Source organism: Ktedonobacter racemifer DSM 44963, from assembly GCF_000178855.1.
GTDB classification, from domain to species: domain Bacteria; phylum Chloroflexota; class Ktedonobacteria; order Ktedonobacterales; family Ktedonobacteraceae; genus Ktedonobacter; species Ktedonobacter racemifer.
Genome location: NZ_ADVG01000004.1, coordinates 490,953 through 513,404, shown reverse-complemented (window position 1 = coordinate 513,404; position 22,452 = coordinate 490,953). Strand labels below are relative to the sequence as shown.

The window sequence follows — 22,452 nt, the reverse complement described above, 5'->3', positions numbered from 1 at the left end:
GAAGCCATGCTAGTGTCTATTGCCTGGTGCGTCGCAAGAGGAAAGGGTCGCGACAGCGCGAAAAATAGGGTATGCTAGAGGAGTGGTAAATGCCCTACCAAGTGAGCAGATCTGGCCCTCAAACGTTGAACATTGCCCTCAATCTTGAGCACTGGGACAAATTTTCGTGGAAAAACCGCTTCCCATCAGGTATACTTTCCCCAAAATCTGTAAATCGCATTCCTCATCTTTGGATTGACGAACTGGAGCGAACCCCTGTTGCCAGACAGATGAGAAAGTCAACTTCTGATGGAGAGAGTGAGCGGGTCACTCTCTCCTTTCGATTTCGGACCCGCTTTTATCGGCCAGCTTCCTGCTCGACATAGCGGGCCAGTTTCTCCAGACTTGACTGAGTGCCAGCTTCGTTGTCCTTGGGCCGAACGCCCGACGGAATCCCCTTGAAGAAGAGAGAGACGGTTGTTCCGCCGTTTTCGGCCTCAAATGTGGCCTCCATGATCATCTCCCCTTTGAACGCCGGATTGACCGTATCAAAGGTGATCGCTTCAACGATTTTTCTCGGAGGCGTCAGTTCCACGAACCGCGCAGCATATCGATCTTCCCGATCTTCAGTCTTGCCTGGGGAGGTCGTTTCGGTTGAAGGGTAGTACAGTGACATCTGATACCCTCCTCCCACTCGGTAGTCGAAACGATGGACCTTGCCAGTCATGTCTCCAGGTGCTTGCCAGACAGCCAGGGCTGCGGGATCAGTAAAGGCGCGATAGAGCACTTCAGGCCGTGCTTTGATCCATTTGGAGTTTCGTGTGCTGGTCCGCGAGAACGCATCGGTCATGGGCATCTCCTTTCACCGTCTCGTTGGTAATCGTCTTCCATCAGCAGATGGACGGGGGATCGTGAATGATCTTTATGGGAACATAGCATATGGAAAGCAGAGAAACTTCTCCTATCTTGCTCTTTCCTTCCCAAAGAGGTGCGAGCACGTGCTGATCTGGTCTTCGCGCGCCGTCGCCGTTCGAGATGGACACCCTACTTAACCTGATCAGACAACACCTTGAAGAGAGCTAACGCGAACCTCTCTTTCTCTCCCTCTCATTTACAAGACATCAATGGAAGAAGCCTGATGCGGAGTGGTTTTCCAGACAACGTATGTACCAGTGCTCAAGATTGAGGGCAATTTCTCACGTTTGAGGGCCAGACTTGCTCACTTGGTAGGGCATTTACTAGTTACAGAGGTATTCCAAAGGCATCCGAAAAAACGGAAGACTATCTCGTCAATCATCCGAGCTAATATATCAAGTGCGCGGTCAGGTGCAGGGGCGAGGGCAGCAGGTGCATGTGTTTCGTGAGTGGGTGGAGGTGCGAGAGCTAGATCTGGAGCTTGATTTGTTGGGGCTCAAGGATCCGGGGTATAGCGCGGGAAACGATGAGGAGGAAGATGGACTCAGGTGGGTCATTATTGATCTTAGCAGAAATAGCTAAATGGAAAGAGACAGAGATCTGGAGCATACTCAGCCCGATACTAGGTGTATTGGGAAGGTGCGCAGGCGCACTCCCGGAAGCGACAAGCCGCAGCCCTTGGGACTTATGCTGCGTGCAGCACACGAGCGCACTCGTCAACGCGCGAAAGAGGGGACGGAGGGCTGGGCGGGACCCAGTCCTCCATTCACAGCTTCTCTCACGATTCCTCCTACAGAGATAGTGACGAGAAAGCCCCGGTTATTGATGCCGCGGAGGAATGTGGTGGTTTGTTGAATTAGTAATACAGTGTACCATAGACATTGTAAGAGCCTGTTGCACCATACCCCTGGAATTGCAGATGAAATGTGGTACCTTTAGTCATTCCCCGTGCAATGAGCAGTTTACTTCCGACCGATGTGAACCGGACCCAGCCACCACAACTACCACTACTTAAACAAAGGCGGACCTGAGTATTCGCAACCAGAGGAGCCTTGGTAAAAACATAGTAGGCTCGCCCGCCACAATATGCGCTTGCCGCGACAAAGGTACCACCGTTGCTAAAAGCATAACCATTTCCCTGGTAGATCGGATTCGATGGAAGGATCCTCCCCAAGCAGGGATGAGGAGTTGGTGTCGGAGTTGGCGGCAGTACAGTGGCCGGTTGAGTGGACTGAGCGGGCGGTTGAGTGGTCGGTTGAGTAGACGGAGTTGTTCCGTTCCCGGTACTCTCTTTACTAGTGGAAGAAGAGGCAGATGTTTCTCTAGCAGAGGGAGACGATGTTAGCGTTGACGACTGAGAGGTTGTGGCATCGGCAGTGCCGCTTGTTTGCATAACATTGAAGGAAATAAATGTCGCAACTAGTGCGCTGGCAAGCAAGAATACAGCCAGTATGGCGAGAAAGATACGCCATTGTGGCATCAGGAATGTCGAGCGGCGGAGCACTGGTGAACGTGGGGAGAAAACGAGTTGTGCTTTTTTGCCAGAAGTGATCAGGTCACGCTCCGGCAGAGTTGGAGCGGCGGGCGAGTTGCTGTGGTCCCCAACGGACTGATTGTCTGTCTGCACATCGCGTGATGGAACTGATTGTTCGACCGAGGATAGCGCGGCGGAATCCGCTGCTGGAGGCTGCGTAGTATTGTCCAGTGTAACGCTAGTTTCAAGTGCAGGCGTTGCTACAAGAGGTGGGGGAGGAATGCGAGTCTCGATTGCAGCTACTATTAAAGGCGAGAGAGGAGCTGACGAAGATGAAGCATCGGCGACTGGGTCAAGGAGAGGGGGATGAGCGGCTTCTTCAAAAGCGGCTGCGAAGGCTTCGATACTGGGGAAACGCTGCGTGGGATCTTTCGCAAGTGCTTGCAATATTACGTGTTCCACCTCGGGGGGAATAGAAGGATTATAGGAGCGGAGAGGTACGGGGGGCACTAATTGATGCAGACTAAAGAGCTCAACGAAAGATCCCGCGAAGGGGCGGCGGCCACAAAGCCACTCATAGGCCATAATGGCTAACGAATATTGATCGCTGGCAAAGACCGCCTTGCCCTGAAACTGTTCTGGTGCCATATAGAGTGCGGTTCCGGCAATATGCTTTTCCATTTGCGCGGTAGTCGGACGAGTGGTACTGACAATACGAGCAATACCAAAGTCACTGACCAGCAATTCTTGATGACGGCCAAGCAAGATATTGCTGGGTTTCAGATCGCGATGAATAATTTTGTGATTATGAGCATACTGGAGAGCGCTGGCGATTTGTTTGATAGTGGTGATTACTGTGAGCAGGTCGATTTGCGTATCATGAGGAAGATGCTGACGAAGAGTACCATGTGGAGCATACTCCATTACCAGGAAGGGATGTGCCTGTTCAACACCAAAATCGCGCATACGTATAATATGTGGATGCGAAAGCTCAATGAGAATGCGCGCCTCACTGACAAAATCTCGATACCCTTTATCAGACAAGCGCTCCTGCAATATTTTGATCGCCGAGTCCGCAGCATCGCTATCCAGATAAAGATGTTTACCAAGATAGACATCAGCAAAACCACCACGACCGAGCAAGCGCAGGAGCCTGTAATTCCCGAACTGTTTTCCTACCAGATCCATTGCGTAGAAAAACCCCCCATTTTTGTAAGCGTGCAGAATAAGACTATTCGATTATAACGCGATAGAAAAGAGAGAGCCAATTTCATAGCGCTTCGTGGAGTTCCTCATTCCTTTTCCCTTCTGTTGGTACAACTCTAAAGGAGCGCTTGCTCGTTGATGAGGATTATACACAGAATGGTAATCTCTCACAAGGACAGGTACCGGACACTTCTCGGCCACATTGCATCTATCACATTATTTCAAGCTTTTATAAGGTGATTCTTTTCAATGTTATTTAATCCTTTAAATTTACTGTAAGCTAAAAATATTTATTGAATACTAGCGTTAATAGGATACCTGGCTTTATTATAGATCTCAGCAAAAGTAGCTAAACGGAAGGAGAGAAGGCCGAGTGCACTAGTAGCATGAGCAAACACGAACCACTCGTCCACGATTGGCGCGAATGGCGAAGACGTCGCACCTGGTACCTCTATGAACAAGGCTGGCAACAAAAGGAGATCGCTCAGGCTCTGGGAGTGAGTAAAGGAGCGGTGAGCCAATGGATCAACAAAGCGAAACAGGAAGGAACCCAAGGGCTGCGTCGGCAACCTCGTTGTGGGTGTCCTGCCAAGTTGAGTCAAGAGCAACGAGCACAATTGCCCGAGTTGTTGGCCAAAAGAGCTGAAGCTTTCGGCTTTTCGGGAGCGGTTTGGACCACAGAGCGAGTGGCTGCGATGATCAAGCAGCAGTTTGGAGTAAGCTATCATCCTGCTCATTGTAGTCGTGTGTTACGAGCCTGTCACTACAGCCGTCAGAAGCCAGTGACCAGGGCCACACAACGCGATGAGCAGCGCATTGAAGCTTGGAAACGTGAGCAGTGGCCAGTGATAAAAAAAAGCCATGGAGGAGAAGAGGACCATCCTTTTTGTGGATGAAGCGGGCTTTGCCTTGCTCCCCATGGCTGTCTTGACCTACTCTCCTTGTGGGCAGACGCCCATTCTACCGGTTCCCTTGACCCACGATCATCTCTCGGTGATTGGGGCACTGAGCACGGATGGGCGCTTGTTCATGCAAATGCAACGCAAAGCCTACAAAGGGCCCGACGTGATTCGCTTTTTGCGCCTCAGATTCGCGCAAGATTCCGGGGAAATTGCTCATCATCTGGGATGGAGCCTCGATTCATCGCTGTCAAGCGCTCAAGGATTTCTTGGCGCAAGGGGCAGCCAGGCGCTTCACTTAGAAGCCTTGCCTGCCTGGCTATGCTCGCCGCCCTCAATCCGCAAGAAGGCGTCTGGAACGCGGCTGAAGCGGCGTGAGCTCAAGAATATGTGCTGTACAGACCTCTGGCAGGTCGAAGACGAACTTCGTCATGCAAAAGAGCGTCTTCGCCATCGCAAGCCAATCCTTTTGCAGTGTTTTGCTCATGCCGGCTGCCCGGTTTAGTTGTTTACGCTGAGATCAATAACAAATTGAGTATGTGATAATTGCCATTGTTTACTCATGAAATCAAAGTCATCAATATTCACCCAAAACGCCGCAGGATGCCCCTGCCCTTTCAGGCATGGGGAGGAATGCGGCGTTCCTTTGTCGGTGGCTTGGGTGGAATACGCCGTAAACATGCTTTCATCTGCTCATGTATTGTTGACAGTCAGATGAAAACTATGGTATAATTTAGCGTATGCAAACGGTAGTAACAGCGAAACTCAAATTGAATACAACGCCCGAGCAATTCAAGGCATTACGTACAACGCAACTGGCGTATCGGGATTCTCTCAACTATGTGAGCCAGTACGCCTTTGAGCATGGCAAATTGAGCAATGCTGTTCGTTTGCAAGATGCCACCTACGAAGAGATCCGCCTCCGTTTTCATCTGCCTTCGCAAATGGCCTGTTCTGTTCCTCGCCAAGTTGGTGCCTCGTATAAAGCCCTCTGGACAAAGGTCAAGAACAATGCTGTTCATCGTAAGGAAGGGAAGACCAAGAAACGCTACAAAGGGCTTGATAAGGCTCCCAAGTTCATCTCCCCCACGTTGACCTATCAGTACAAGAAAGACTACACCTTCAAGAAAGAGCAGCAGGTGAGCATCCTGACCCTTGAGGGACGTGTTATCGTGCCCTATACTGGCTACAATAAGCATGTGGCATTGATCCAGCGTGGAGCGGAGATTGGTGCATCGAAACTCTGGTATGACAAGCCCAAGAAACAATTTTACCTCCTTGTCTCTCTTGCAATTGAGACGGCTGATCCTACACCTGAAACGCACAAGCAGGTCGCCGGAGTGGATGTGGGGATGCGATACCTTGCCGTCACGGCGACGATGCAAGGGGATTGCACCTTCCATTCAGGCAAACAGATTGTCCCCAAGGCAAACCACTCCGCACGACTGAGAAAACGTCTGCAAAAGAAAGGCACTCGTTCAGCGACAAGAAGGCTCGTTGCCATCAGTGGACGAGAGAGACGGTTGAAGCAGAATACCAATCATGTCGTGAGTAAGCGGATTGTCCTACAGCACCCTCAAAGCTTGATTGGACTGGAGCATCTGACAGACATTCGAGAACGTATCAAACGACGTAAAGGCAAAAATGCAAAACAGCGAAAAGCCAATCGTACCTTCTCCAAATGGTCCTTCGCTGAGTTGCATAGCATGATTGCCTATAAAGCGCTCTTGCATCGAAGTATGGCAATCAAGGTCGATGCCAACTCTACCTCGCAAGCGTGCCCCAAATGTGGGCACACCTGCAAAGAGAATAGGCCCAACAAAGGATTGCTCTTCTTCTGTCAGAATTGTCAGTACACGCTCCATGCCGATCTGGTTGGTGCAAGAAACATTGCGATGCGAACGCTTCTTATCCGGCAAGACTGGAGAGGAACGGGCCTCTTGTCAGTACGCGCCTTCTGTGTCGGACGATGAAGCCAAAGCCGCACGCCTGAAAAGGTATGCTGAATTGCGGTGGAGTTCAGACACAACTCCAAGCCCTCGGCTTTAGCCGTAGGGTACTGACCATAAACCTCTCTAGTTAATGTGGTAAATATATACCAATTATGCCTTTAAATTCAGTGGACGAATCAATGTGAGGGGACCGCTCGGCGGTCTGACGCGATGTGGGCGGCTCAGGTGGTCGAACATGTCCAGGCCTGGAAGCAAGAACATCCTTCTCCCTCGACGGAGCGGTTGTGGAAGGTCGTTGGCGCGAGTACTGCAACCCCTATGACCTGTCTGCCTGGGACGATAGAAGAGGCGTTGGCGAGTACGAAGCGCGCGCTTGCCGCATTCACTGGTAGTGCTAACTAAACAATGGTAAATGTAAAGCCACGTTGTAATAAGCCTGTGATGATAAGAGGTAGGGCCTGCACTGTTTGAGAACGATTTCCACCACCGTCATGCATTAAGATAATGCAGCCGTTGGTTGCCTGCGTAAGTACTGTATGTACAATCTGGTTTACGCCTGGTCGTTGCCAGTCTCTTGTGTCGATAGTCCACAATATCTGCTGTAAGCCAAGCTGGCTTGCCACGCGGCGTACCTGTGCATTGGTTGAGCCATAGGGAGGCCGGAAAAATAGAGGTGAGGCACCCGTTGCCCGTTGAATCGCGACAGACGTTGCTTGTAGTTGTGTGTGGATGGCCTGAAGAGTGAGCCTCGTCAGATCAGGGTGACTCCAAGAATGGTTGCCAACGACATCTTCTTGCTGATGCTCCTGTCGTACGAGTGATGGATAGGATTGTACTTGCCTTCCGATGGTGAAGAAGGTGGCGTGGATGTGGTATCGTGCCAGTATATGAAGTATAAGAGGAGTATATATTGGATTTGGTCCATCATCAAAGGTTAATTCAATAGAAACAGGGGGTCCATGACGTGTGAAGTAATGAGCATTTGTCCACGAAGATACCTTGCCGCTGTCGCCTCTCCCCAGGGTTGTAGATGAAATGGCAGCCTGAAACGTGGCGGCATGAACCACTCTTGAAGTATTTGTGAGTATGCTTAGCGCACTAAGCATAAAGAGCAGATTGCATATTAAAATGCAATAGAGCAACTTTCGCATCCTCAACTCCAGACGTTTTCTTGGCCTTCTTCTTATAGTATAGTCCTTTGGTATAGTCCTTTTTTAGTAGGATGTATTGTACATCCCAATATTAAACCGGGCTTCGCAAAAGTTACAACACCCATGCCAAAGCCTCCTCAGGATAAGAGGAGAAGCGGCGGATCTGGCGAGCCACATTGGAAATGTGATGGAAGTCTATCAAGGAAAGAACGAGGGAATTGAGCATGGCGAGCACCTGAGGGTATTGTCAAGTTATTGTATGAGGGAGAGCATAATTCTGAGGGAACGCTTGTTAGGAGAATAAGAGCAGGTGAGAACTGGGGGAAAGAGGCCTCATCATGCAACTCTGTTTTCCAGCAGTGATATCGTTCCAGGTCCCAAATCGCTCCTTCATGAGAGCACGATAGTCTGAAGCGCAGAGACGATGTCGTTGGGGACGGAAATGATCAGAGATCGGTCCAAAGGCTGAGAGGAACCGCTGCGCATGTCCAGGAGATGTGAACCGACGCATGGTTCGTTCTCGTTGCCGCGTCGGTTGATGGGAGTTTTCCGCTCGGTTGTTCAACCCTTTGTGTTTGCGGTGCTCAACGCTTGGTAGAATCTCTTTCTTAGCAGCCCCATAGCTAGCGAGCTTGTCGGTGATGATCACTCGCGGCGCGTATTCAAGCCCCTTGAGCAACTTGCGAAAGAACTTCTTCGCTGCCTGTTTGTCACATCGACTTTGTACTAGGATATCGAGAACAGTGCCGTGCTGGTCGACGGCTCTCCACAGGTAGCTTCGCTTTCCATTGATGGTCAAAAATACTTCATCAGATGCCACTTGTCTCCCGGTCTTGTGCGTCGACGTTTCACCTCATTGGCATACGTTTGGCCAAATGTGAGGCGCTACTGGCGAATGGTTTCATTAGTAAGCACGATGCCACGCTCGGCCATCAATTCTTCCACGTCACGAAAACTGAGGGGAAGCGAAAGTAAAACCAGACAGCATAACCGATAATTTCCGGCGGGAAGCGGAAGCCTTTGTAGGGAGACGCGGAAACATTCTTTTGCATGGCGCCATTGTATCACACTGTTTAGCTTTCTATGAAGGAGTCTCTCCAAGTTGACAATACCCTGACATGGGTGAGTCGCGTGAGTGAGTCCAATGCAGGCCTGCCGGTTGCTGCTCTCCAACCACAGGTGCCGGCAACTCCCCATAGCGAATGGACTCGGGCGGACCGGGGTGTTCAATGGAAGCGGCTTTCATGTCACACTCCGTTCTTACTAGCATCAATTGCATCATGCGCAAGAAGCGCATGCACGCCACGAACCCCATTGACCACCTGGGTGATCCGCAAATCCATCACCAGACTGGCCAGAGCGAGTGCTTCTTTCGGTTGCAGCTGATAGAACTCACCCATTAACTGCACCATTTCTCGGGTTGCTATGGCCCAGGCCTCATTCAAATCCTCGTGAAACCCAAAGGTGAGCCAACCTGCCGGGGTGAACGCGCGAGGCAGAGACAATTGCATACGCGTATGGAGATGGAACTCAAGCTCGACCAGCTCCATTGGACAGGCCAATGCCGGTCCCGCCACCTCTCCATCCCCTTGAACGGCATGCCCGTCACCAAGAGAAAACAGTCCTCCTTCCACAGCAATCGGCAGGTACAACCGGCTTTGTTCCACGAGTTCTTTGCAGTCCAGGTTCCCTCCACAGAATCGTGGCGGAAAGGTGGTTTGCACGCCCGGTTCATTGGCGGGCATTCCCATGACACCCATGAACGGGCGCATGCGAAGCGTCTGACCCAGCCGGTTATGAGCCAGGCCTTGGTTTGGGTTCAGGGACCACATCGTCGCTTGATCTCCAGTTGGTACCGTGATCACCGCCGGTGGACCACTTGGGGCCTTTGCGAAGCCCAGCCTTTCATCCATCTGGCTGGGCAATCCAGGCCCGGCCGACCAGCCCCAAGTGCCCGTGCGGATACGGTTGACCCGCACTTCCAAGGTCATACCCGGCTCAGCGCCACGCACGGCGAGAGGACCAGTGAGGGCGTGGCCAAAATCTCTTTGGCGATCCCGGAGCGCGAAGTCCTGGGGAATGCCCAAAGTCTTCGCCTGTTGAAGCGCCCCCCAGCCAGCATCCAGCGTTTCGTAGCGGACGGTATCGCCCGTGTCAACAGTCAGAACAGCGGAAAGGTCACGAGAAAAAAAGCCATGAAGATTCTTCGGCTCAGCCTTGAGAGAATGCACTGCCATTTTTAGCCTCTCAACACTTCCCTTGTAACAGGGAGGGACTACACGGACACATCACATCAACACCTGCATAGTACCGATCCAGTCGAGAGCTTGCCTCGATAGGACCTAACACTTCTACCTTTCTCCGCCCCATGATACGTCACGCGAAACATCACTATGTGTAGCACGCTCACACGTACAGGAAGTTTGACCCAGAGTCAGGGATGTAAACGCTAGACTGATAGAGAGCCACTCGCTACCAGAAAAGTGAGCCATGTTCCCAAGAATCCGCTACACTTGAAAAAAATTCAAGCGCCCTGTGATCGCTTAGGTGTGCCTGCCTATGTGTCGTTGCTGGAGATGGAAGTGGTGTGCGTCGTGAGAGAGCTAGCGGCGAGCATCTTGCGGAGGTACGCGAAGCAGGAAGCATCATTGTGTTCAGGGGAAGCGCTCCTGCGCGCCGGAGAAGGCAGCAATGAGTTCGGCATCATGGAGGGCCTGGTCGCGCTAGGAGTCGAGATAGAACTGGCTGTAGTGCTCGTTGAGTGACTGGATAAGGATCAGGAGAGAGAAATAGCCATGGTCGTGCGAGTGGTAGACCCCCATCTCGCCATTGAGGCCCTCCCATTCTTTGAGTGCGACCAGCGAGGGATCGCCGAGGATGGCTTGTGCACGCTCTACAGTTGACATGGTGCTCCTTCCTTTCGCTCCTCTTCTTTCTATTGTCCCCCAGGCGCTCTATTGACCCGCAGGCGCTGTGACCAGGGTGCCTTTTGCCGCAGGCAAACGCGGTTGGTTTGTATATGGAGGTAATTGACCTGAAATGTGAACGGATTTTGCCCTCAAACCTGCACATTTGCCCTCAATCTTGAGCAAGACGACTGGTGACAGGCTAAGAATCCGCTCCAAATGCAGGTTGTCGCACACCGTTTTTGTAAATTCAGCGCTCATTATTCGGCGCAAGGCTGATGTTGAATGCTCGGACACTTTCCAGAACCGGCCAGTTTCAAGCCGAATGTTCGGATATAAACCAGATACGGAGGAATGTCCGAACATTTAGGTTATTATTGCTCACATCCATACAGGGTTTCTGGCTGCAAGACGCATTTGCACATCAAGAATGGGATGTGTAAAGTACGGCGAGAAATTGCACCAGAGCCAAAATAGAAACCGTATTTTCCAGAATGGAAGGTCAGGCTTCTGCTCAAGGGAAGGAAGCCAATCTCATGTGCAAAGGATGCTGAGGCTCGAGACTTTGACAAGTGTGGCGTTTTTCATAGACAGAGAGACAAATCTACTTTTATACTGAGTGGTAATGTTGCGTTGTCATGATGAAGAGAGAAAACGATGGATACGCCCTCCTCTGATGAAAGGAAAAAAGAATGATTCTCCCCCCTAGCAACTGCCCTGTCTGTAAACGAGATGACCAAGTTCAGAAAGTCCCAGCTATTCATCGCAATAGCTCCTTCACTACAATGGAAACCCAAGTCACCACCTCTGTTTCTGTCACCTATGACTCCGCAGGAAATGCTACATACAGCTCTATCCCTCAGGCTATCACCGTTCCAGTCACTCGCCAGACGAGACTTGGCGCTCTGCTCCGTCCACCTCGGCGCAAAACGGTTCCTCTTCCTGTTGGTGAGAAAATCATTTTTTGGCTCTGCCCTTTCCTTGCCATTGCCCTTTATCTCGGTTCCTTAACTTTCGGTTCTGATTTTTTCTCCCATCTCCTTCCCGACAATTCCAGCGTTGGTCGTATACTCCTTGTCATCTTTAGTGCATGTGGTCTCTCCATCGGCCTGCCTGTGCTCCTTGGGGTCTTGGCTCATCGTGTGTTTTTCCGTCAATCCAACAAGCACCGCCGTGAGTTACAAAAGCAGGAGATGGAACGCTGGCAAGATCTTGTGCGCCAATGGGAGCAATTCTGTTACTGCCATCGGTGCGATTGCGTCTTCTCTGCCAATACTGGAGAAAGGGCTGCACCTGCGCAAATACAGCAACTCTACCGCCAGTAGTTGTCTGCATGGTTCACCATTCTCTTGCCATCTAAACTCCTAAAGTCTCGGACTTCAGCATCCTTTGCACGTGGGATTGGTTGGCCTCCTTGAGCAGATGCATGATCTTCCATCCCATTCTAGATGTGCAGAAACGTCTTATGGCCTGAAACCCTGCCATAGCGCCTGGAATTACCAAAAACGATCCACCGTCAACGGCTCCAGAGGCGGTTTCTCAACTGACCAATGATTGTGCTGCTCAAGATTGGGGGCAAAAGTGCAGGTTTGAGGGCAAAATGTGCCCACATTTCGGGGCATTTACCACGTGGGAACTACCCCGTCTTTTCTGGGAAGCCGCTATGCTTGATGATGATGCCTATCTCCGCTGGCTCGATCAGTGTGGATTCTCTGATCCCGCTCGCACCCTACTCACCGATATCCGTCGCTCGCCTCCCGCTCCGACCGGTGCTGGAGAGGCCAAACTAGTTCGTACACGACGGACAAACACCCGTCCAGGAACCCGCAAACCGAAACGCGATGCCGTCAGTGATTCTGCTGGAGCAAGCACACAACAAACGTAATTGCGACATAGCCGATTTCCTTTACTCCGTCAACGCGTTCTCCTTCGCTTTGGCGAATTACGGCAGATCAGGAAACCTGTCGTTTCTCCGCTGAGAAGAAGTCGCGTGACGCCTGAGGGACCCATTGCAACGTGGCGCTGGACAGAATCATCAGGATCATGAGAATCTGGACAAAAACAGCGTAGATCCGTTGATTGGGAGCCAGGACTGCCGGGACATCCGTCGGCGAGAGCCATTCGTAGCATATTTCCAGAACCACAAGGCCAGCTACAACGCTGCTTACTATACGTACCCAGTTCTTCCCTGTGCGGATCAGGAAGGCAAGGCAGGCAGTGCAGGTGCCAAAGAAGAGGTGTGCCCCTACGACGATCACCTGGATCGAGAACACTAACCCGTCGATCTCACTCTGCGAAAAACCAGGGTTCAGCGCTTTGACAGCGTTGACGACATCATTGCGATTGAGGAGAAAGAGCGTAAGGACACCCACACTGATAAGCGTGTACAGGAGGAAGTCTCCGGTCGCCAGATTGATCTCCAGCGGCACCTGATGACGTGCTCCCCCGTCATCAGGAAGCGCTTTTGCTGTCTGTGCTTGTTCCATTTCAGGACTCTGCTTCCCCCTCATTTGCCAGCCTTGAATGATCAGGATCACGTTCAGACCAAACAGCAGCATAGCATTAGACGGATGCAAGGCGGCCAGGAATGGAACGCTTCTGGCGAAACCTGCCAGCGTCACCTGGAGCAAGGTTAGCACGAAAAGCACCGCACTCCAGATGGTCATTTTGCCAGGCAATCGCGCCAGCAATGCTGCTAGTGGCAACAGCAGCGTTAGCAGCAACAGCAGCAGTCCCAGTGTACCGTGTGTTGCTCGTCCCCAGGCTGTGCCCGCGAATGTCGAAGTTCCAATGAGATAGCCTTGTATCAAGATACCCAGTAAGATCAGCCCGGCCAATGTCAGGTAGAGAAGGCGCACTCGGGGGTACGTCACAGACGTTTTTTTGTGCGATACTTGCATAATAATTCTCCTTTGCCTAAAAGGTGAAAATATGACAATTCATGTTCTCTGATGTTGGCGCATAAACTTTGTGATATGTCTGATGGATAATTGTGCCTCGGGTAACGCATTGTTTTGAGATAAGGTGGCGTTATCGGTCGCAAAAAGGGGCCAGGCATGCCACATCCCTGGCCAGATCTCCAGTTTGACCTCGACCCCAGCCCTGCGCAACCGATCTGCCATCAGCACCGTATCTCTCGTCGCGAACTCCTCAGTTCCTGCCAGCAGGAAGGTTGGAGGCAAGCCATGTGCGTCCGCATAGAGCGGCGAGACCAGCGGATTATGGGGATCTACCGCACCATGGTTGGTATAGGATGCATATGCTAGTGAGACCTTGTTCCCCAATATAGGATCAGGCTCGATGGTGGCTAGATCACATGCTGGCGAGATAGCCACCAGCGCAGCCGGTAACGCCTCGCCGCTCTCACGTAGTGCCAGGGCTGTGGCGAGCGTCAGATTTCCACCAGCCGATTCTCCTGCGATCATGATCTGTGAGGCGGCGAAGCCCTGCTTGCGCAACCACTTGTATGCCGTCACACAATCCTCCAGGCCAGCGGGGAAAGGATGTTCAGGTGCCAGGCGGTATTGTGGCATGAGGACGTATGCTCCAGTCTGTTGAGAGAGTTGTGCAGTGAGGAAGAAATGCATTTCACGCGCAGCATCCATGAAACGGCCCCCAGGCAGGTAGAGGATAACACGGTTTTTCGTGGCTCCTCTGGCATAGACAAACTGCGCCGGGACTCCGTCTGCATTGACGCGTTCAAAAGAGACGGCAAACGGGAAGGAGAGCCGCTTAGGGTCAACTGTTGTTCTGAATGGGGCCGAGTTTCCTGGAAAGAGTCGTACAAAGATTACTGACAATACATAGTAGTAAGACGCGATCAGGCTCGGCTCTGCAGGAACATCGTCACTCTCGCTCTCGGGTGTGTTGCCAATCGTCAAGCTGGTGCGTGCCAGCACAAAAGCGCTCCCGGCAGTTCCTACGCCCACACTGGCGAATAATCGTAAGAAGTTGCGGCGCTTGATGTGAGTTTCGTTGATCTGTAGATCTTTCCTGGTGACTTGTGGCGCTTGTGTCACACTATGCACGTTTTTGTTCTGGCGAAAGCACCAGAATCCGAGCAGCCAGAGCCAGAGTAGCCAGAAGGAACTTCCCACCACTGCCAGAATGTTCAGTATTCCTGCGGCGACGTAGAAGCCTGATGTTATCGGTATGAACGCATTGAGTTCCCAAACCAGCGAACGCAGGCAAGTCAACAAGAGACCGATTGCTCCGAGATTCCCGATCGCTTGATACGCTCGCAATTGCCTGGCCAGGATCACCGTCCAGGACAGCAGGAGCAGTGGCGCACCGATCTCGGTCAACAGAAAGAGGACGAGGGCAAGGACGAAGGCAACAGATGAGGCCGTAGTGCTCCAGAGCAGCAGAAGCAGTAACCCGAGCCCACTGCCTGTGGCCCAGGATATCCCTGCGAGACGTCCGGTGATGCTCACACGCCTGCACCCATTTTCCTCCAGAAATGCTGCCAGTGAACGTGAAACAGTGATGAGAAGCATGGAGCATGCAGCGAGCTCGAGAAAAGCCAATAATGCAGGGAGGACTTCTTGCAGACCAGCCGGTTTTGCCAGAGGGGCTTGCATCAGAAGAAGAGTTGGATAATTCAACGTTGTCTGTACGGTAAAGCTGGTGAGCGTGAGGAGAAAAGCCAGGAGCAATACGATGCTTCCTACGCTTCGTGTCGTGGTCGGACGTGTCCAATGAGCAATCATTTTATATCACCTGCTCTATAATATTGACGCCAGATGTGTTTATAAATCATCAGCTCTTTGCTATTACTCGTATGCGCTTAATCCCGCCAACGCAAAACAGAGCCAGGCGGCGGTGAGCTGGTGCATAGTGCTCAGGAGAAAAATTCCCCCGATCAGTGAAGTAGCAAACATAAAGGACAGGGTGAAACCAGACACAGAAGATGCTTCGCCGTTATTGTATCCATGCAAACCGGGCCATCTTCTTGACCCGTTGCGGGCAAGTTTCACTTCGAGCTGCCCTGTTTCGAGCTTCGTCAGGACCTGTTCCAATGTCTATGGTAGCGCGAGCAGCGCTCTGCTGTGTAAATCACGGAATGCGCATGGGAGAAATCTGTACAATTCCGTGGGCCATCTCCCCTCTGACAAACGGGCAGATCACCCCCGTAATTATCAACTTTCGGCCCATTTAATGGCTCTCCCGCACTTTGGATACTGCTGGCGAACCCTGGAAGGCAGGGAAATACCGACAAGCAGAGAAGACCTTTCCGATGTGATCGACCAGATGGCCACTCCTCCAGCTTGAACAAGCGGGGCTGTTGCGCACCTCTGAGCGTGGTCGCGCAGACAAAGAAAAGCGCAGCACGGTTTCTCTTGCGTCGGTTTCGGTTGGTTTTCTGTACCCCCATGGAAAAGCCTTTCATGGGGTTTCGCCAGCAGTATCACTTTGTGTGAAAGCTCTTGCATACGTAAAGAAGCCACGGTCATGGTGAGACTTCGCAACAGGCTTTCCCTTTTGGCTGTTTGCCACAACCAGTTCAGAATCACGCAAAGTGAGGCAGAGCCATTTCATCCTGTGATTTACCTTCCTTTCGTCGAAGACTTGTTCTCGGTCGGCTCCTTCGCGGGCGCCCCCGCTGCGTGGGGCGCCGAGCCTGCCAGCGGAGTGGTGTCGAGGTATCTGACCTCGTAGACGCGCTCTGCGAACTTCCAGCCGTCCGGGGTGCGCTGGTAGCGGTCGTGGTACACGGAGTAGTTCAACTGCGAGCTGCCGTCGCGCCGGTGCCCAAGCTCTGAGACGTATGCACGGCCGACCGCGGTGTCGCCCTCAAGCTGGATCGTGCCCGGGTGCGTGGTTTGCACGAAGTAGTCCCAGAGACCCTGCAGCCGCTCGACCCCGGCGCGGATCTCCTCCCGGCTGACGAGCTCGGCGTTGATGTCGGGGATCCGCACCACGCCGTCCTCTGTGAACAGCGACGCGAAGCGGTCGTAGTCGCGCATCATCCCCGCGTCGGTGAACTCGCCGCGCAGCGCCTCGATCTCGAAGCGATCAGCAATGGCCTGAAGGTCGCTCATCGGTTTCCTCCCTCGTCTGTGTGTTTCAAGCGCCATGACACCTCGGTGTCACGCGCACAAAATCCTAGTCATTCTCTATCACATCTTGAAGGACAAGAAGCCCTACACTGTAAATCGCGGAATGCGCATGGGAGAAATCTGTACAATTCCGTGGGCCATCTCCCCTCTGACAAACGGGCAGATCACCCCCGTAATTATCAACTTTCGGCCCATTTAATCCTGTGATTTACAGTATAGTGCCTGGAAGTGACAGGAGGATGAATAGCTCTCCTTTTTTTGTCATCGTTCTGTCATCTTGCTTGCTTCTGGAAGTCTAGAGTAGCGCAAGCGAAAACTCTTGTGGTCTGTGAAGCGGAAGATAAGATGAGGCATTTATGACAAATCTATGACAAAACAGGGGGGCGGAATTCATGGGCTGGTCAGGCCAAAATGGCCAGCAGAGAGGTCACCATCGCCAGATGCAGCCGCACAGGCCGACGATCGCCTCTGCTCTCGTGCAGAGAGCGACAGAATGCAGGCCCAAATGACATATCTACTGACCTCCTGTTCGCAATCTCCGCGCGAAGGTTTCCGAGGATCGGGCGACAAAGGAGTACAAAAAACTCGTGGCCAGGATATATGTCTCTGAACAATGGGAGCACAACAACAGCGATCAAGGCTACACCTAACTGAAGTGTCTAGGCGGCCATTATATGGGTGATCAATTTGGCCAGGAATTACTTCGAGGTACACCGACACTGGTGTCATGCTGCGATCCGAAAGACTCGGCTCGATCGTCCCAGACAATGTCACATCAGGTATGTTTGGCGTGTCACTTCCTTGACAACACCTCGTGGAGGAAGAGAACCTATGGAGAATCACGACTGGCTGGCGCAAGCCTTCGAGGAAAGCCATCCCCACCTGCGAGCGGTGGCCTACCGCTTGCTCGGCTCCCTCTCGGAGGCAGATGACGCGATCCAGGAAGCCTGGCTTCGTCTCAGCCGCTCCGACATGAGCGAGGTCTCGAACCTGGGCGGATGGCTAACGACAGTGGGGGCGCGCATCAGCCTGAACATGCTGCGTGGAGACCTCGCCACAGAGGGTTTACAGATCCTGGCAGTGACGATGACTGATCGGCTCAACACGAGACTGAGCTTCGACCGGATGCCGAGGCCGAAGCTCTTGGTCTCTCGACGAGCGCTCTGCGTGTTTGGGAATGCGTCGGCCCGACGGGTAGCCCACTCGCCTCCGCGAACTTAGCTGCCAGGTTCATCCTTCGCTTGCGGGACCCAGTCGAGCGCCTCGTGCTGGATGCCGTGCTGTCCGAGAAAGAGGCTCAGTTGGGCCGCATGTTCCTGGACGTGGCGCATGATGTAGAGCAGTCCCTCCAAGAAGCTGACGGCCTGCCCCTCCGCCCAGTGGTACTCGACGGCCTGGTATGCCTGCTCGTCCGTCAGTGCGGAAAGGGAGGCGTGGTACTTGCGGCGTGTCGCCTTCAGATAGGCGTGCAGCTCCTCCTTCGTATAGGGCCGTTGAGGCGAGACGGGGGGATCGAGCTCAGTCCAGATAAAGGGAGCAGGGGGAGCAAATTCCTCCTCCGACTTCCCGGAGAGATTGAAGTCGAGCCCGAAGAGCGTATGATAGGTGACGTACCAGAACTGAGCGGACTCAGGTGGCATCCAGGGTGAGTGGCCGTTCCAGAGCCGCTCTTCCCACAGCGAGGTGGGGCAGGCCAGCAGGGCATTTTCAAGCATATCGATGGCTGCACCGAACTGCTGCCACAGAGCAGTGCGCAACGTTATCTCCATCGGGTGTTCGCGTTCAGCCATAACATGTGCTCCTTGCTTCTCATACCATGAAATACTTCGTCTTCCGCTCAGACACAGTGATGTCTATCTCGTTCCTGCTCCAGACGGTTGCTGGTGCCTTGCACCTTGCCGTTCAGTCTCATCTCCACGGAGCGGTGGTCTCTGGCACTGGGGAATATGGTTCCGCATGGCCATGCGCCAGTGTTCAAGGAACTGCATACCTCTTCTTTGTGAGGAGATCAAAAGCGGCAAGCTCATCTTCCATCTGATGGGTGCGCTGGCCGAGTTCGAGCGTGATCTCATTCGCGAGCGCACGAATGCAGGATTAGCTGCGGCGAAAGCCAAGGGACGGAAAGGTGGGCGACCAAGAAAGCTCAAGACCAATGGGAAAGTGGCACTCGCCTGGCAGATGTTTACCGATCAGAGCCATTCCATTCCAGTGATTTGTACGACCCTTGGGATCTCCCGTGCCACTCTGTATCGATACGTCAAAGAGGCTGAACCGCTCACCTAATTGTTAAATTCCCCGCTCACAGAATTCCAAAGAAACCATGCGTCGCAGCCGCACCACCCGGCATGGAACTGAGGATGAGACGACAAAAAGCTCTTGCTATCCAGGAGTTCCAGACGAAGCGTCATGCACCGTAGGTGCACCATTCAGCATGAAAAAGAATTCGATGGACGAAGTTGGTACACTACGGAGGAAAGATCCCAATACTAAAAACGATGGAAATAATAAGGCAGTCAAGCTTGAAGACGAAGCTGTCTTCGGGTGTCTGGAAGAACCACTCATTGTTGCTCCCATCAGGGAAGCACGTAGAGGAAAATCTCATGTGGAAAGACGCCCTGTTGGTGATCTTTCAGAGCAAGCGTCGAATCAGTTTTCAGGAGGAACATCTCTGGAAGTCGTGTCCCCACAATGGAGGTGAGCTGTAAGAGAGGAACTGACTCCTTTCCCATCGCAAATAAACAGAAGATTCAACAACGGCTCGTTTGCCCATTGGAACGCCTAGGTAATACGGTCATCTTGCAGCCTTAAGCCAAGACAACCCCTGCCTAAGCACTCTTACATCATCTGAACAATTGATACGGAAGGTTCAGATCTGAGGGAGAGATTTTTGTCTCTCGTGCCAGGTTTTCAGAGGAAATTTACACCTGGTGCCAAGCCGAGGGTAGCTGGGATCTTGAAGTGGTGGAGCGCCAGACAGGCTCGCGTGGCTTCAGTCTCTTGCCCAGGCGTTGGGTCGTGGAGCGAACACTCTCGTGGATATCCTGCAATAGGAGGCTAAGCAAAGATTACGAGCGAAAAGTCCAAACCAGTGAAACGCTGATCCTGGTGGCGATGATTCGGCTCCTCCTCGCTCGTGTGGGGCGCAGGTGCAGACCCGTGCCCAGCCATCCCCTTAGTCGTCGATTGCCTGGTAGGCTAACGTCCAGAACGTGACGTTCGGTGGATTGGGGGAAGTCAGGAAGCAGGGAGTCATCAGAATGATGGTCATGTCCTCTCTGGGGTCGCAATACCAGGAGGTGCCCATCCCACCATCCCAGCCATATCGACCGGGGACCGCCGCGATATCATCACGCCTGGTGATCACGGAGACGCCAAACCCCCAGCCCATGCTGTCAAAAAAGCCAGGGAACAAACCGGACACCGCTTTCTGCTCAGGCGTCAACTGGTCAGTCGTCATCGTCTCAACGGACGGTCTTGACAGGATGCGCACGCCGTTGTGTTTGCCCTGGGAAAGCATCATCTGACCAAAGGCCAGATAGTCATCAATGGTCGAAACCAGTCCCCCCGCTCCCGACGGGAAGGCAGGAGGATGGCTCCATTGACCACCCAGAGCCTTGTCATACACGGTCAGCTTCCCACTTCCAGCATCACGCCAGTAGCTGGTGGTGAGTCGATCGAGCGATACCTCCGGCACGCTGAAACCGGTATCCTGCATGTGAAGTGGCTCGAAGATGCGCTCGCGCAAGAACGTCTCAAGCGGCTGACCCGAGGCGCGCGCAATGAGGACGCCAAGCACATCGGACCCGGTGTTGTACATCCACTGTTCACCCGGTTGGTGCATGAGCGGAAACTGCCCCAGGCGACGTATCCATTCATCGGGGGAAGGCATCTGCGATGGACTCGGCGGCCCCATGCCAATCTGTTGGTCATGCGCGGCTTTCAGGATGGGAGAGGCATCTGGCGGTGCCATCATTTGCCCAAAGCCCATGCGGAACGTGAGCAGGTCACGCACGGTAATTGGTCGCTTCGCAGGGATAGTTTCGTCAAGCGGCCCATCGAGCCGCTTCAGCACCTGCCGCTTGGCCAGTTCAGGAAGCAGCATATCCACTGGCTCGTCCAGGCGCACCTTGCATTCTTCCACCAAGATCATGGTCGCAGCAGCGATGATGGGCTTGGTCATAGAGGAGATACGGAAGATGGTGTTACGCTGCATGGGAAAGCTCTCCCCGAACGCCTGTGTCCCGATGAGGTCAACGTGGACCTCGCCCCGCCTGCTAACTAGGGTGACAAGACCAGGAGCTTCTCCGCGCTCGACATACCCGGTCATGACATCATGCATGCGACCCAGCCGCGCCTGGGACAATCCAGAGAGACTCATTGCCTGTTTCCTCCATTCAAAACTGATACCGTGTGTGACTGAAGGTGCCCTTGGCGAACGCGAGGATCTTGGTGGGCTTGACCTCGAACACCAGGGCCATGCCTCCATTTGTGTGGAAAAGGTCACCGTCGCGTCCCTCGTATTGCCAGCGCCCATCCCATTTGGTTGCCCACGCCGCAGCTAAACGTTTGAGCATAGCACGGTCAACGACTGAGATGGCCTTGCCCTCGACGACGACATCGAGCCCGGCGTCCCAGTGATTGCACCCGGTCATCAGAATCACGTGTGGGTTTTCACGAAGGTTGAGGGCCTTCTGTTCGGCGGCACCGGTGGTGAAGTAGAGCGCCCCATCGAGCCACACTGCAACCAGTGGAGTCATGTGGGGGCGGTCATCAGCCCGAATCGTTGAGATCCAAAACAATTCAGCGGTTTCGAGCACGCGACGCGTCTCATCCCATGGTGTGGCAACCGCATCCGGATCGCTGAAACGTGGGTCGATGTTCGTCACGGGTTCGTTCATGAGAAAGGACTCCTTTCAATTGTTGAGTGATGAGGAAAGGCAGATCGCTTTTTTCCCGTTTCATCTCACTGCTCGTTTACTCTCAGCATCAGGGATGTGTGGCTTTGTCATCGGGTCACAAAGCACGTTGAACAGGGTCTCTCGAGAAAGCATACCATATGGACCCGAAAAAACTTCTTCTCGCTTGCTCATTTTGCCACACAAAGCACTCTCCCTCGTATTACCAAACAGGCTCTCATACTACAGTGCCAGTTAGTATCTGAGACGGCTCCTGGAGGGCATTCACCTATTTAGTGATGTGAATCGCCATTCAGCCTCCCAAGCCGCCTTACTTCACTTTTTGTGTTATAAGTGGCGCTGTAGTACTCAGCTCGTACAGCGAGCACCGTTTGCAGGTACAATCCTCGTCCCCGTTCGTTGCCAACCTGGCCCAGACCTGTGGTTTTGGGATTGATCTTACCCCACTCTCTGAATTTACAACTCTCAAGATGAGTAAACCGCCTCGGGAGGGGATTCTCTCTTAGTCAATGGTTGAGTTGCTCACTCTTCAGGGCAAGTGCTAACCCTTGAGGGCAAAAAGTGCTCACTCTTCAGGGCATTTACCAGGTGCTCTACCCAACTATCTTGCCCTGTCTTTTGATCGCTACTTTATCATCTTCTGTTAGATGCGTTTCCCTTGAGGAAACTATAACAATACCTGCTTCTGTCAGGTGTTTAATGTAGTTAGTTATAGAGGCAAATTTAAAGGTAAAAAAGATGTATGTCAATGAATCCTAAAATGAAAGACCCAATCAACATACATGCAATGGTGTGTTACGATTTAGTTGTAACTGAAAGGGGTTACAACGGTTTTTACTTGAGTAACTGAAAGGTTGTAACACAAGAGAAATTGTAACATGATTATGCATCAATCTACAACCCGCTCATTCACCGATTGTGCCATATGATGCGATCAAGCTGACAAGTCAATCGTTGGGCAACTAAACCTTCTCTGGCTCAGCCACCTCTTGATG

Annotated in this window: 21 protein-coding genes and 3 pseudogenes; 11 read left to right on the top strand and 13 right to left on the bottom strand. The window is 52.7% G+C overall.

Annotation, left to right across the window (positions count from 1 at the left end):
• Window positions 1–337 precede the first annotated feature (337 nt).
• Entirely contained in the window at window positions 338–829 is a 492-nt protein-coding gene (locus tag KRAC_RS43875) for an SRPBCC domain-containing protein (protein ID WP_007918435.1), read from the bottom strand.
• Between the two features lie 503 nt (window positions 830–1,332).
• Between KRAC_RS43875 and KRAC_RS67695 the strand changes: the two genes are divergently transcribed.
• Complete coding sequence (locus KRAC_RS67695) at window positions 1,333–1,476, top strand: hypothetical protein (protein ID WP_244422511.1); 144 nt, start codon at window positions 1,333–1,335, stop codon at window positions 1,474–1,476.
• 274 nt (window positions 1,477–1,750) lie between these two features.
• Here KRAC_RS67695 and KRAC_RS63755 read toward each other — a convergent pair whose 3' ends face one another.
• A complete protein-coding gene (locus KRAC_RS63755) occupies window positions 1,751–3,556 on the bottom strand; it encodes a serine/threonine-protein kinase (RefSeq protein ID WP_007918432.1) in 1,806 nt (601 codons plus the stop codon).
• Between the two features lie 404 nt (window positions 3,557–3,960).
• On the opposite strand from KRAC_RS63755, the gene KRAC_RS77185 reads away from it, so the two are divergent.
• Complete coding sequence (locus KRAC_RS77185) at window positions 3,961–4,470, top strand: IS630 family transposase (protein WP_040447128.1); 510 nt, start codon at window positions 3,961–3,963, stop codon at window positions 4,468–4,470.
• Window positions 4,436–4,978: a hypothetical protein gene (locus tag KRAC_RS77180; RefSeq protein ID WP_244422510.1), complete on the top strand. Its 543-nt coding sequence runs from the start codon at window positions 4,436–4,438 to the stop codon at window positions 4,976–4,978. Before KRAC_RS77185 ends, KRAC_RS77180 begins: the two co-directional genes overlap by 35 nt.
• Here the strand turns inward: KRAC_RS77180 and KRAC_RS43855 are convergent.
• Entirely contained in the window at window positions 4,975–5,154 is a 180-nt protein-coding gene (locus KRAC_RS43855) for a hypothetical protein (RefSeq protein WP_007918428.1), read from the bottom strand. The genes KRAC_RS77180 and KRAC_RS43855 overlap by 4 nt on opposite strands.
• Window positions 5,155–5,213: 59 nt before the next feature.
• Between KRAC_RS43855 and KRAC_RS43850 the strand changes: the two genes are divergently transcribed.
• Complete coding sequence (locus KRAC_RS43850; protein ID WP_007918427.1) at window positions 5,214–6,446, top strand: RNA-guided endonuclease InsQ/TnpB family protein; 1,233 nt, start codon at window positions 5,214–5,216, stop codon at window positions 6,444–6,446.
• Between the two features lie 204 nt (window positions 6,447–6,650).
• The gene (locus KRAC_RS43845; protein ID WP_157507876.1) at window positions 6,651–6,827 is read left to right on the top strand and encodes a hypothetical protein; all 177 of its coding nucleotides are present in this window, start codon (window positions 6,651–6,653) and stop codon (window positions 6,825–6,827) included.
• On the opposite strand, the gene KRAC_RS43840 is transcribed toward KRAC_RS43845, so the two are convergent.
• From KRAC_RS43840 to KRAC_RS43830, 3 genes and pseudogenes are all read right to left on the bottom strand, one after another.
• Window positions 6,824–7,576, bottom strand: a complete 753-nt coding sequence (locus KRAC_RS43840) for a polysaccharide deacetylase family protein (protein WP_007918416.1) — start codon at window positions 7,574–7,576, stop codon at window positions 6,824–6,826. The two genes, KRAC_RS43845 and KRAC_RS43840, sit on opposite strands and share 4 nt — an antisense overlap.
• Window positions 7,577–7,868: 292 nt before the next feature.
• Window positions 7,869–8,628 (bottom strand): annotated as a pseudogene (locus tag KRAC_RS43835) (IS6 family transposase).
• Window positions 8,629–8,823: 195 nt separating this feature from the next.
• Window positions 8,824–9,813 (bottom strand): acetamidase/formamidase family protein, encoded by a 990-nt coding sequence (locus tag KRAC_RS43830; protein WP_007918414.1) that lies wholly within the window; start codon window positions 9,811–9,813, stop codon window positions 8,824–8,826.
• A gap of 276 nt (window positions 9,814–10,089) precedes the next feature.
• On the opposite strand from KRAC_RS43830, the gene KRAC_RS72715 reads away from it, so the two are divergent.
• The gene (locus KRAC_RS72715) at window positions 10,090–10,341 is read left to right on the top strand and encodes a hypothetical protein (protein WP_157507871.1); all 252 of its coding nucleotides are present in this window, start codon (window positions 10,090–10,092) and stop codon (window positions 10,339–10,341) included.
• Here the strand turns inward: KRAC_RS72715 and KRAC_RS43825 are convergent.
• A complete protein-coding gene (locus KRAC_RS43825) occupies window positions 10,300–10,482 on the bottom strand; it encodes a hypothetical protein (RefSeq protein ID WP_007918412.1) in 183 nt (60 codons plus the stop codon). The two genes, KRAC_RS72715 and KRAC_RS43825, sit on opposite strands and share 42 nt — an antisense overlap.
• Before the next feature lie 785 nt (window positions 10,483–11,267).
• Between KRAC_RS43825 and KRAC_RS43820 the strand changes: the two genes are divergently transcribed.
• Together KRAC_RS43820 and KRAC_RS43815 are read left to right on the top strand one after the other, a co-directional pair.
• Window positions 11,268–11,807 (top strand): hypothetical protein, encoded by a 540-nt coding sequence (locus KRAC_RS43820; RefSeq protein ID WP_211221428.1) that lies wholly within the window; start codon window positions 11,268–11,270, stop codon window positions 11,805–11,807.
• Between the two features lie 338 nt (window positions 11,808–12,145).
• On the top strand, window positions 12,146–12,367 hold the full coding sequence (locus KRAC_RS43815; protein WP_040447124.1) for a hypothetical protein: 222 nt from the start codon (window positions 12,146–12,148) through the stop codon (window positions 12,365–12,367).
• Window positions 12,368–12,434: 67 nt separating this feature from the next.
• On the opposite strand, the gene KRAC_RS43810 is transcribed toward KRAC_RS43815, so the two are convergent.
• The 3 genes from KRAC_RS43810 to KRAC_RS43800 form a co-directional block, all read right to left on the bottom strand.
• Window positions 12,435–13,382, bottom strand: a complete 948-nt coding sequence (locus KRAC_RS43810; protein WP_007918409.1) for a DUF6220 domain-containing protein — start codon at window positions 13,380–13,382, stop codon at window positions 12,435–12,437.
• A 39-nt stretch (window positions 13,383–13,421) separates the two neighbouring features.
• The gene (locus tag KRAC_RS69725; protein ID WP_007918408.1) at window positions 13,422–15,191 is read right to left on the bottom strand and encodes an alpha/beta hydrolase; all 1,770 of its coding nucleotides are present in this window, start codon (window positions 15,189–15,191) and stop codon (window positions 13,422–13,424) included.
• A gap of 837 nt (window positions 15,192–16,028) precedes the next feature.
• Complete coding sequence (locus tag KRAC_RS43800; RefSeq protein ID WP_007918406.1) at window positions 16,029–16,523, bottom strand: nuclear transport factor 2 family protein; 495 nt, start codon at window positions 16,521–16,523, stop codon at window positions 16,029–16,031.
• 849 nt (window positions 16,524–17,372) lie between these two features.
• Here KRAC_RS43800 and KRAC_RS80220 point away from each other — a divergent pair.
• Window positions 17,373–17,585 (top strand): annotated as a pseudogene (locus tag KRAC_RS80220) (sigma factor); the annotation flags it as partial.
• Between the two features lie 173 nt (window positions 17,586–17,758).
• Here KRAC_RS80220 and KRAC_RS43790 read toward each other — a convergent pair.
• On the bottom strand, window positions 17,759–18,331 hold the full coding sequence (locus KRAC_RS43790; protein ID WP_007918404.1) for a DinB family protein: 573 nt from the start codon (window positions 18,329–18,331) through the stop codon (window positions 17,759–17,761).
• Window positions 18,332–18,497: 166 nt separating this feature from the next.
• Here KRAC_RS43790 and KRAC_RS78770 point away from each other — a divergent pair, with 166 nt between their 5' ends.
• Both KRAC_RS78770 and KRAC_RS67670 read left to right on the top strand, forming a co-directional pair.
• Window positions 18,498–18,824, top strand: coding sequence for a recombinase family protein (locus KRAC_RS78770; RefSeq protein WP_007918402.1), 327 nt, complete (start codon window positions 18,498–18,500; stop codon window positions 18,822–18,824).
• A gap of 636 nt (window positions 18,825–19,460) precedes the next feature.
• Window positions 19,461–19,754, top strand: a pseudogene (locus tag KRAC_RS67670) (transposase); the annotation flags it as partial.
• Here KRAC_RS67670 and KRAC_RS43780 read toward each other — a convergent pair.
• Together KRAC_RS43780 and KRAC_RS43775 are read right to left on the bottom strand one after the other, a co-directional pair.
• Window positions 19,714–20,919, bottom strand: coding sequence for a serine hydrolase domain-containing protein (locus tag KRAC_RS43780; protein WP_007918400.1), 1,206 nt, complete (start codon window positions 20,917–20,919; stop codon window positions 19,714–19,716). The pseudogene KRAC_RS67670 and the gene KRAC_RS43780 sit on opposite strands and share 41 nt — an antisense overlap.
• Window positions 20,920–20,935: 16 nt before the next feature.
• Window positions 20,936–21,439 (bottom strand): pyridoxamine 5'-phosphate oxidase family protein, encoded by a 504-nt coding sequence (locus KRAC_RS43775; protein ID WP_007918399.1) that lies wholly within the window; start codon window positions 21,437–21,439, stop codon window positions 20,936–20,938.
• Window positions 21,440–22,452 lie beyond the last annotated feature (1,013 nt).

Excerpts from the sequence above, each read along its gene's own strand:
- KRAC_RS43875 (WP_007918435.1), bottom strand. The coding sequence starts at position 829 with ATGACCGATGCGTTCTCGCGGACCAGCACACGAAACTCCAAATGGATC.
- KRAC_RS63755 (WP_007918432.1), bottom strand. The coding sequence starts at position 3,556 with ATGGATCTGGTAGGAAAACAGTTCGGGAATTACAGGCTCCTGCGCTTG.
- KRAC_RS77185 (WP_040447128.1), top strand. The coding sequence starts at position 3,961 with ATGAGCAAACACGAACCACTCGTCCACGATTGGCGCGAATGGCGAAGA.
- KRAC_RS77180 (WP_244422510.1), top strand. The coding sequence starts at position 4,436 with ATGGAGGAGAAGAGGACCATCCTTTTTGTGGATGAAGCGGGCTTTGCC.
- KRAC_RS43855 (WP_007918428.1), bottom strand. The coding sequence starts at position 5,154 with ATGTTTACGGCGTATTCCACCCAAGCCACCGACAAAGGAACGCCGCAT.
- KRAC_RS43850 (WP_007918427.1), top strand. The coding sequence starts at position 5,214 with ATGCAAACGGTAGTAACAGCGAAACTCAAATTGAATACAACGCCCGAG.
- KRAC_RS43840 (WP_007918416.1), bottom strand. The coding sequence starts at position 7,576 with ATGCGAAAGTTGCTCTATTGCATTTTAATATGCAATCTGCTCTTTATG.
- KRAC_RS43830 (WP_007918414.1), bottom strand. The coding sequence starts at position 9,813 with ATGGCAGTGCATTCTCTCAAGGCTGAGCCGAAGAATCTTCATGGCTTT.
- KRAC_RS43825 (WP_007918412.1), bottom strand. The coding sequence starts at position 10,482 with ATGTCAACTGTAGAGCGTGCACAAGCCATCCTCGGCGATCCCTCGCTG.
- KRAC_RS43820 (WP_211221428.1), top strand. The coding sequence starts at position 11,268 with ATGGAAACCCAAGTCACCACCTCTGTTTCTGTCACCTATGACTCCGCA.
- KRAC_RS43815 (WP_040447124.1), top strand. The coding sequence starts at position 12,146 with ATGCTTGATGATGATGCCTATCTCCGCTGGCTCGATCAGTGTGGATTC.
- KRAC_RS43810 (WP_007918409.1), bottom strand. The coding sequence starts at position 13,382 with ATGCAAGTATCGCACAAAAAAACGTCTGTGACGTACCCCCGAGTGCGC.
- KRAC_RS69725 (WP_007918408.1), bottom strand. The coding sequence starts at position 15,191 with ATGATTGCTCATTGGACACGTCCGACCACGACACGAAGCGTAGGAAGC.
- KRAC_RS43800 (WP_007918406.1), bottom strand. The coding sequence starts at position 16,523 with ATGAGCGACCTTCAGGCCATTGCTGATCGCTTCGAGATCGAGGCGCTG.
- KRAC_RS43790 (WP_007918404.1), bottom strand. The coding sequence starts at position 18,331 with ATGGCTGAACGCGAACACCCGATGGAGATAACGTTGCGCACTGCTCTG.
- KRAC_RS78770 (WP_007918402.1), top strand. The coding sequence starts at position 18,498 with ATGGCCATGCGCCAGTGTTCAAGGAACTGCATACCTCTTCTTTGTGAG.
- KRAC_RS43780 (WP_007918400.1), bottom strand. The coding sequence starts at position 20,919 with ATGAGTCTCTCTGGATTGTCCCAGGCGCGGCTGGGTCGCATGCATGAT.
- KRAC_RS43775 (WP_007918399.1), bottom strand. The coding sequence starts at position 21,439 with ATGAACGAACCCGTGACGAACATCGACCCACGTTTCAGCGATCCGGAT.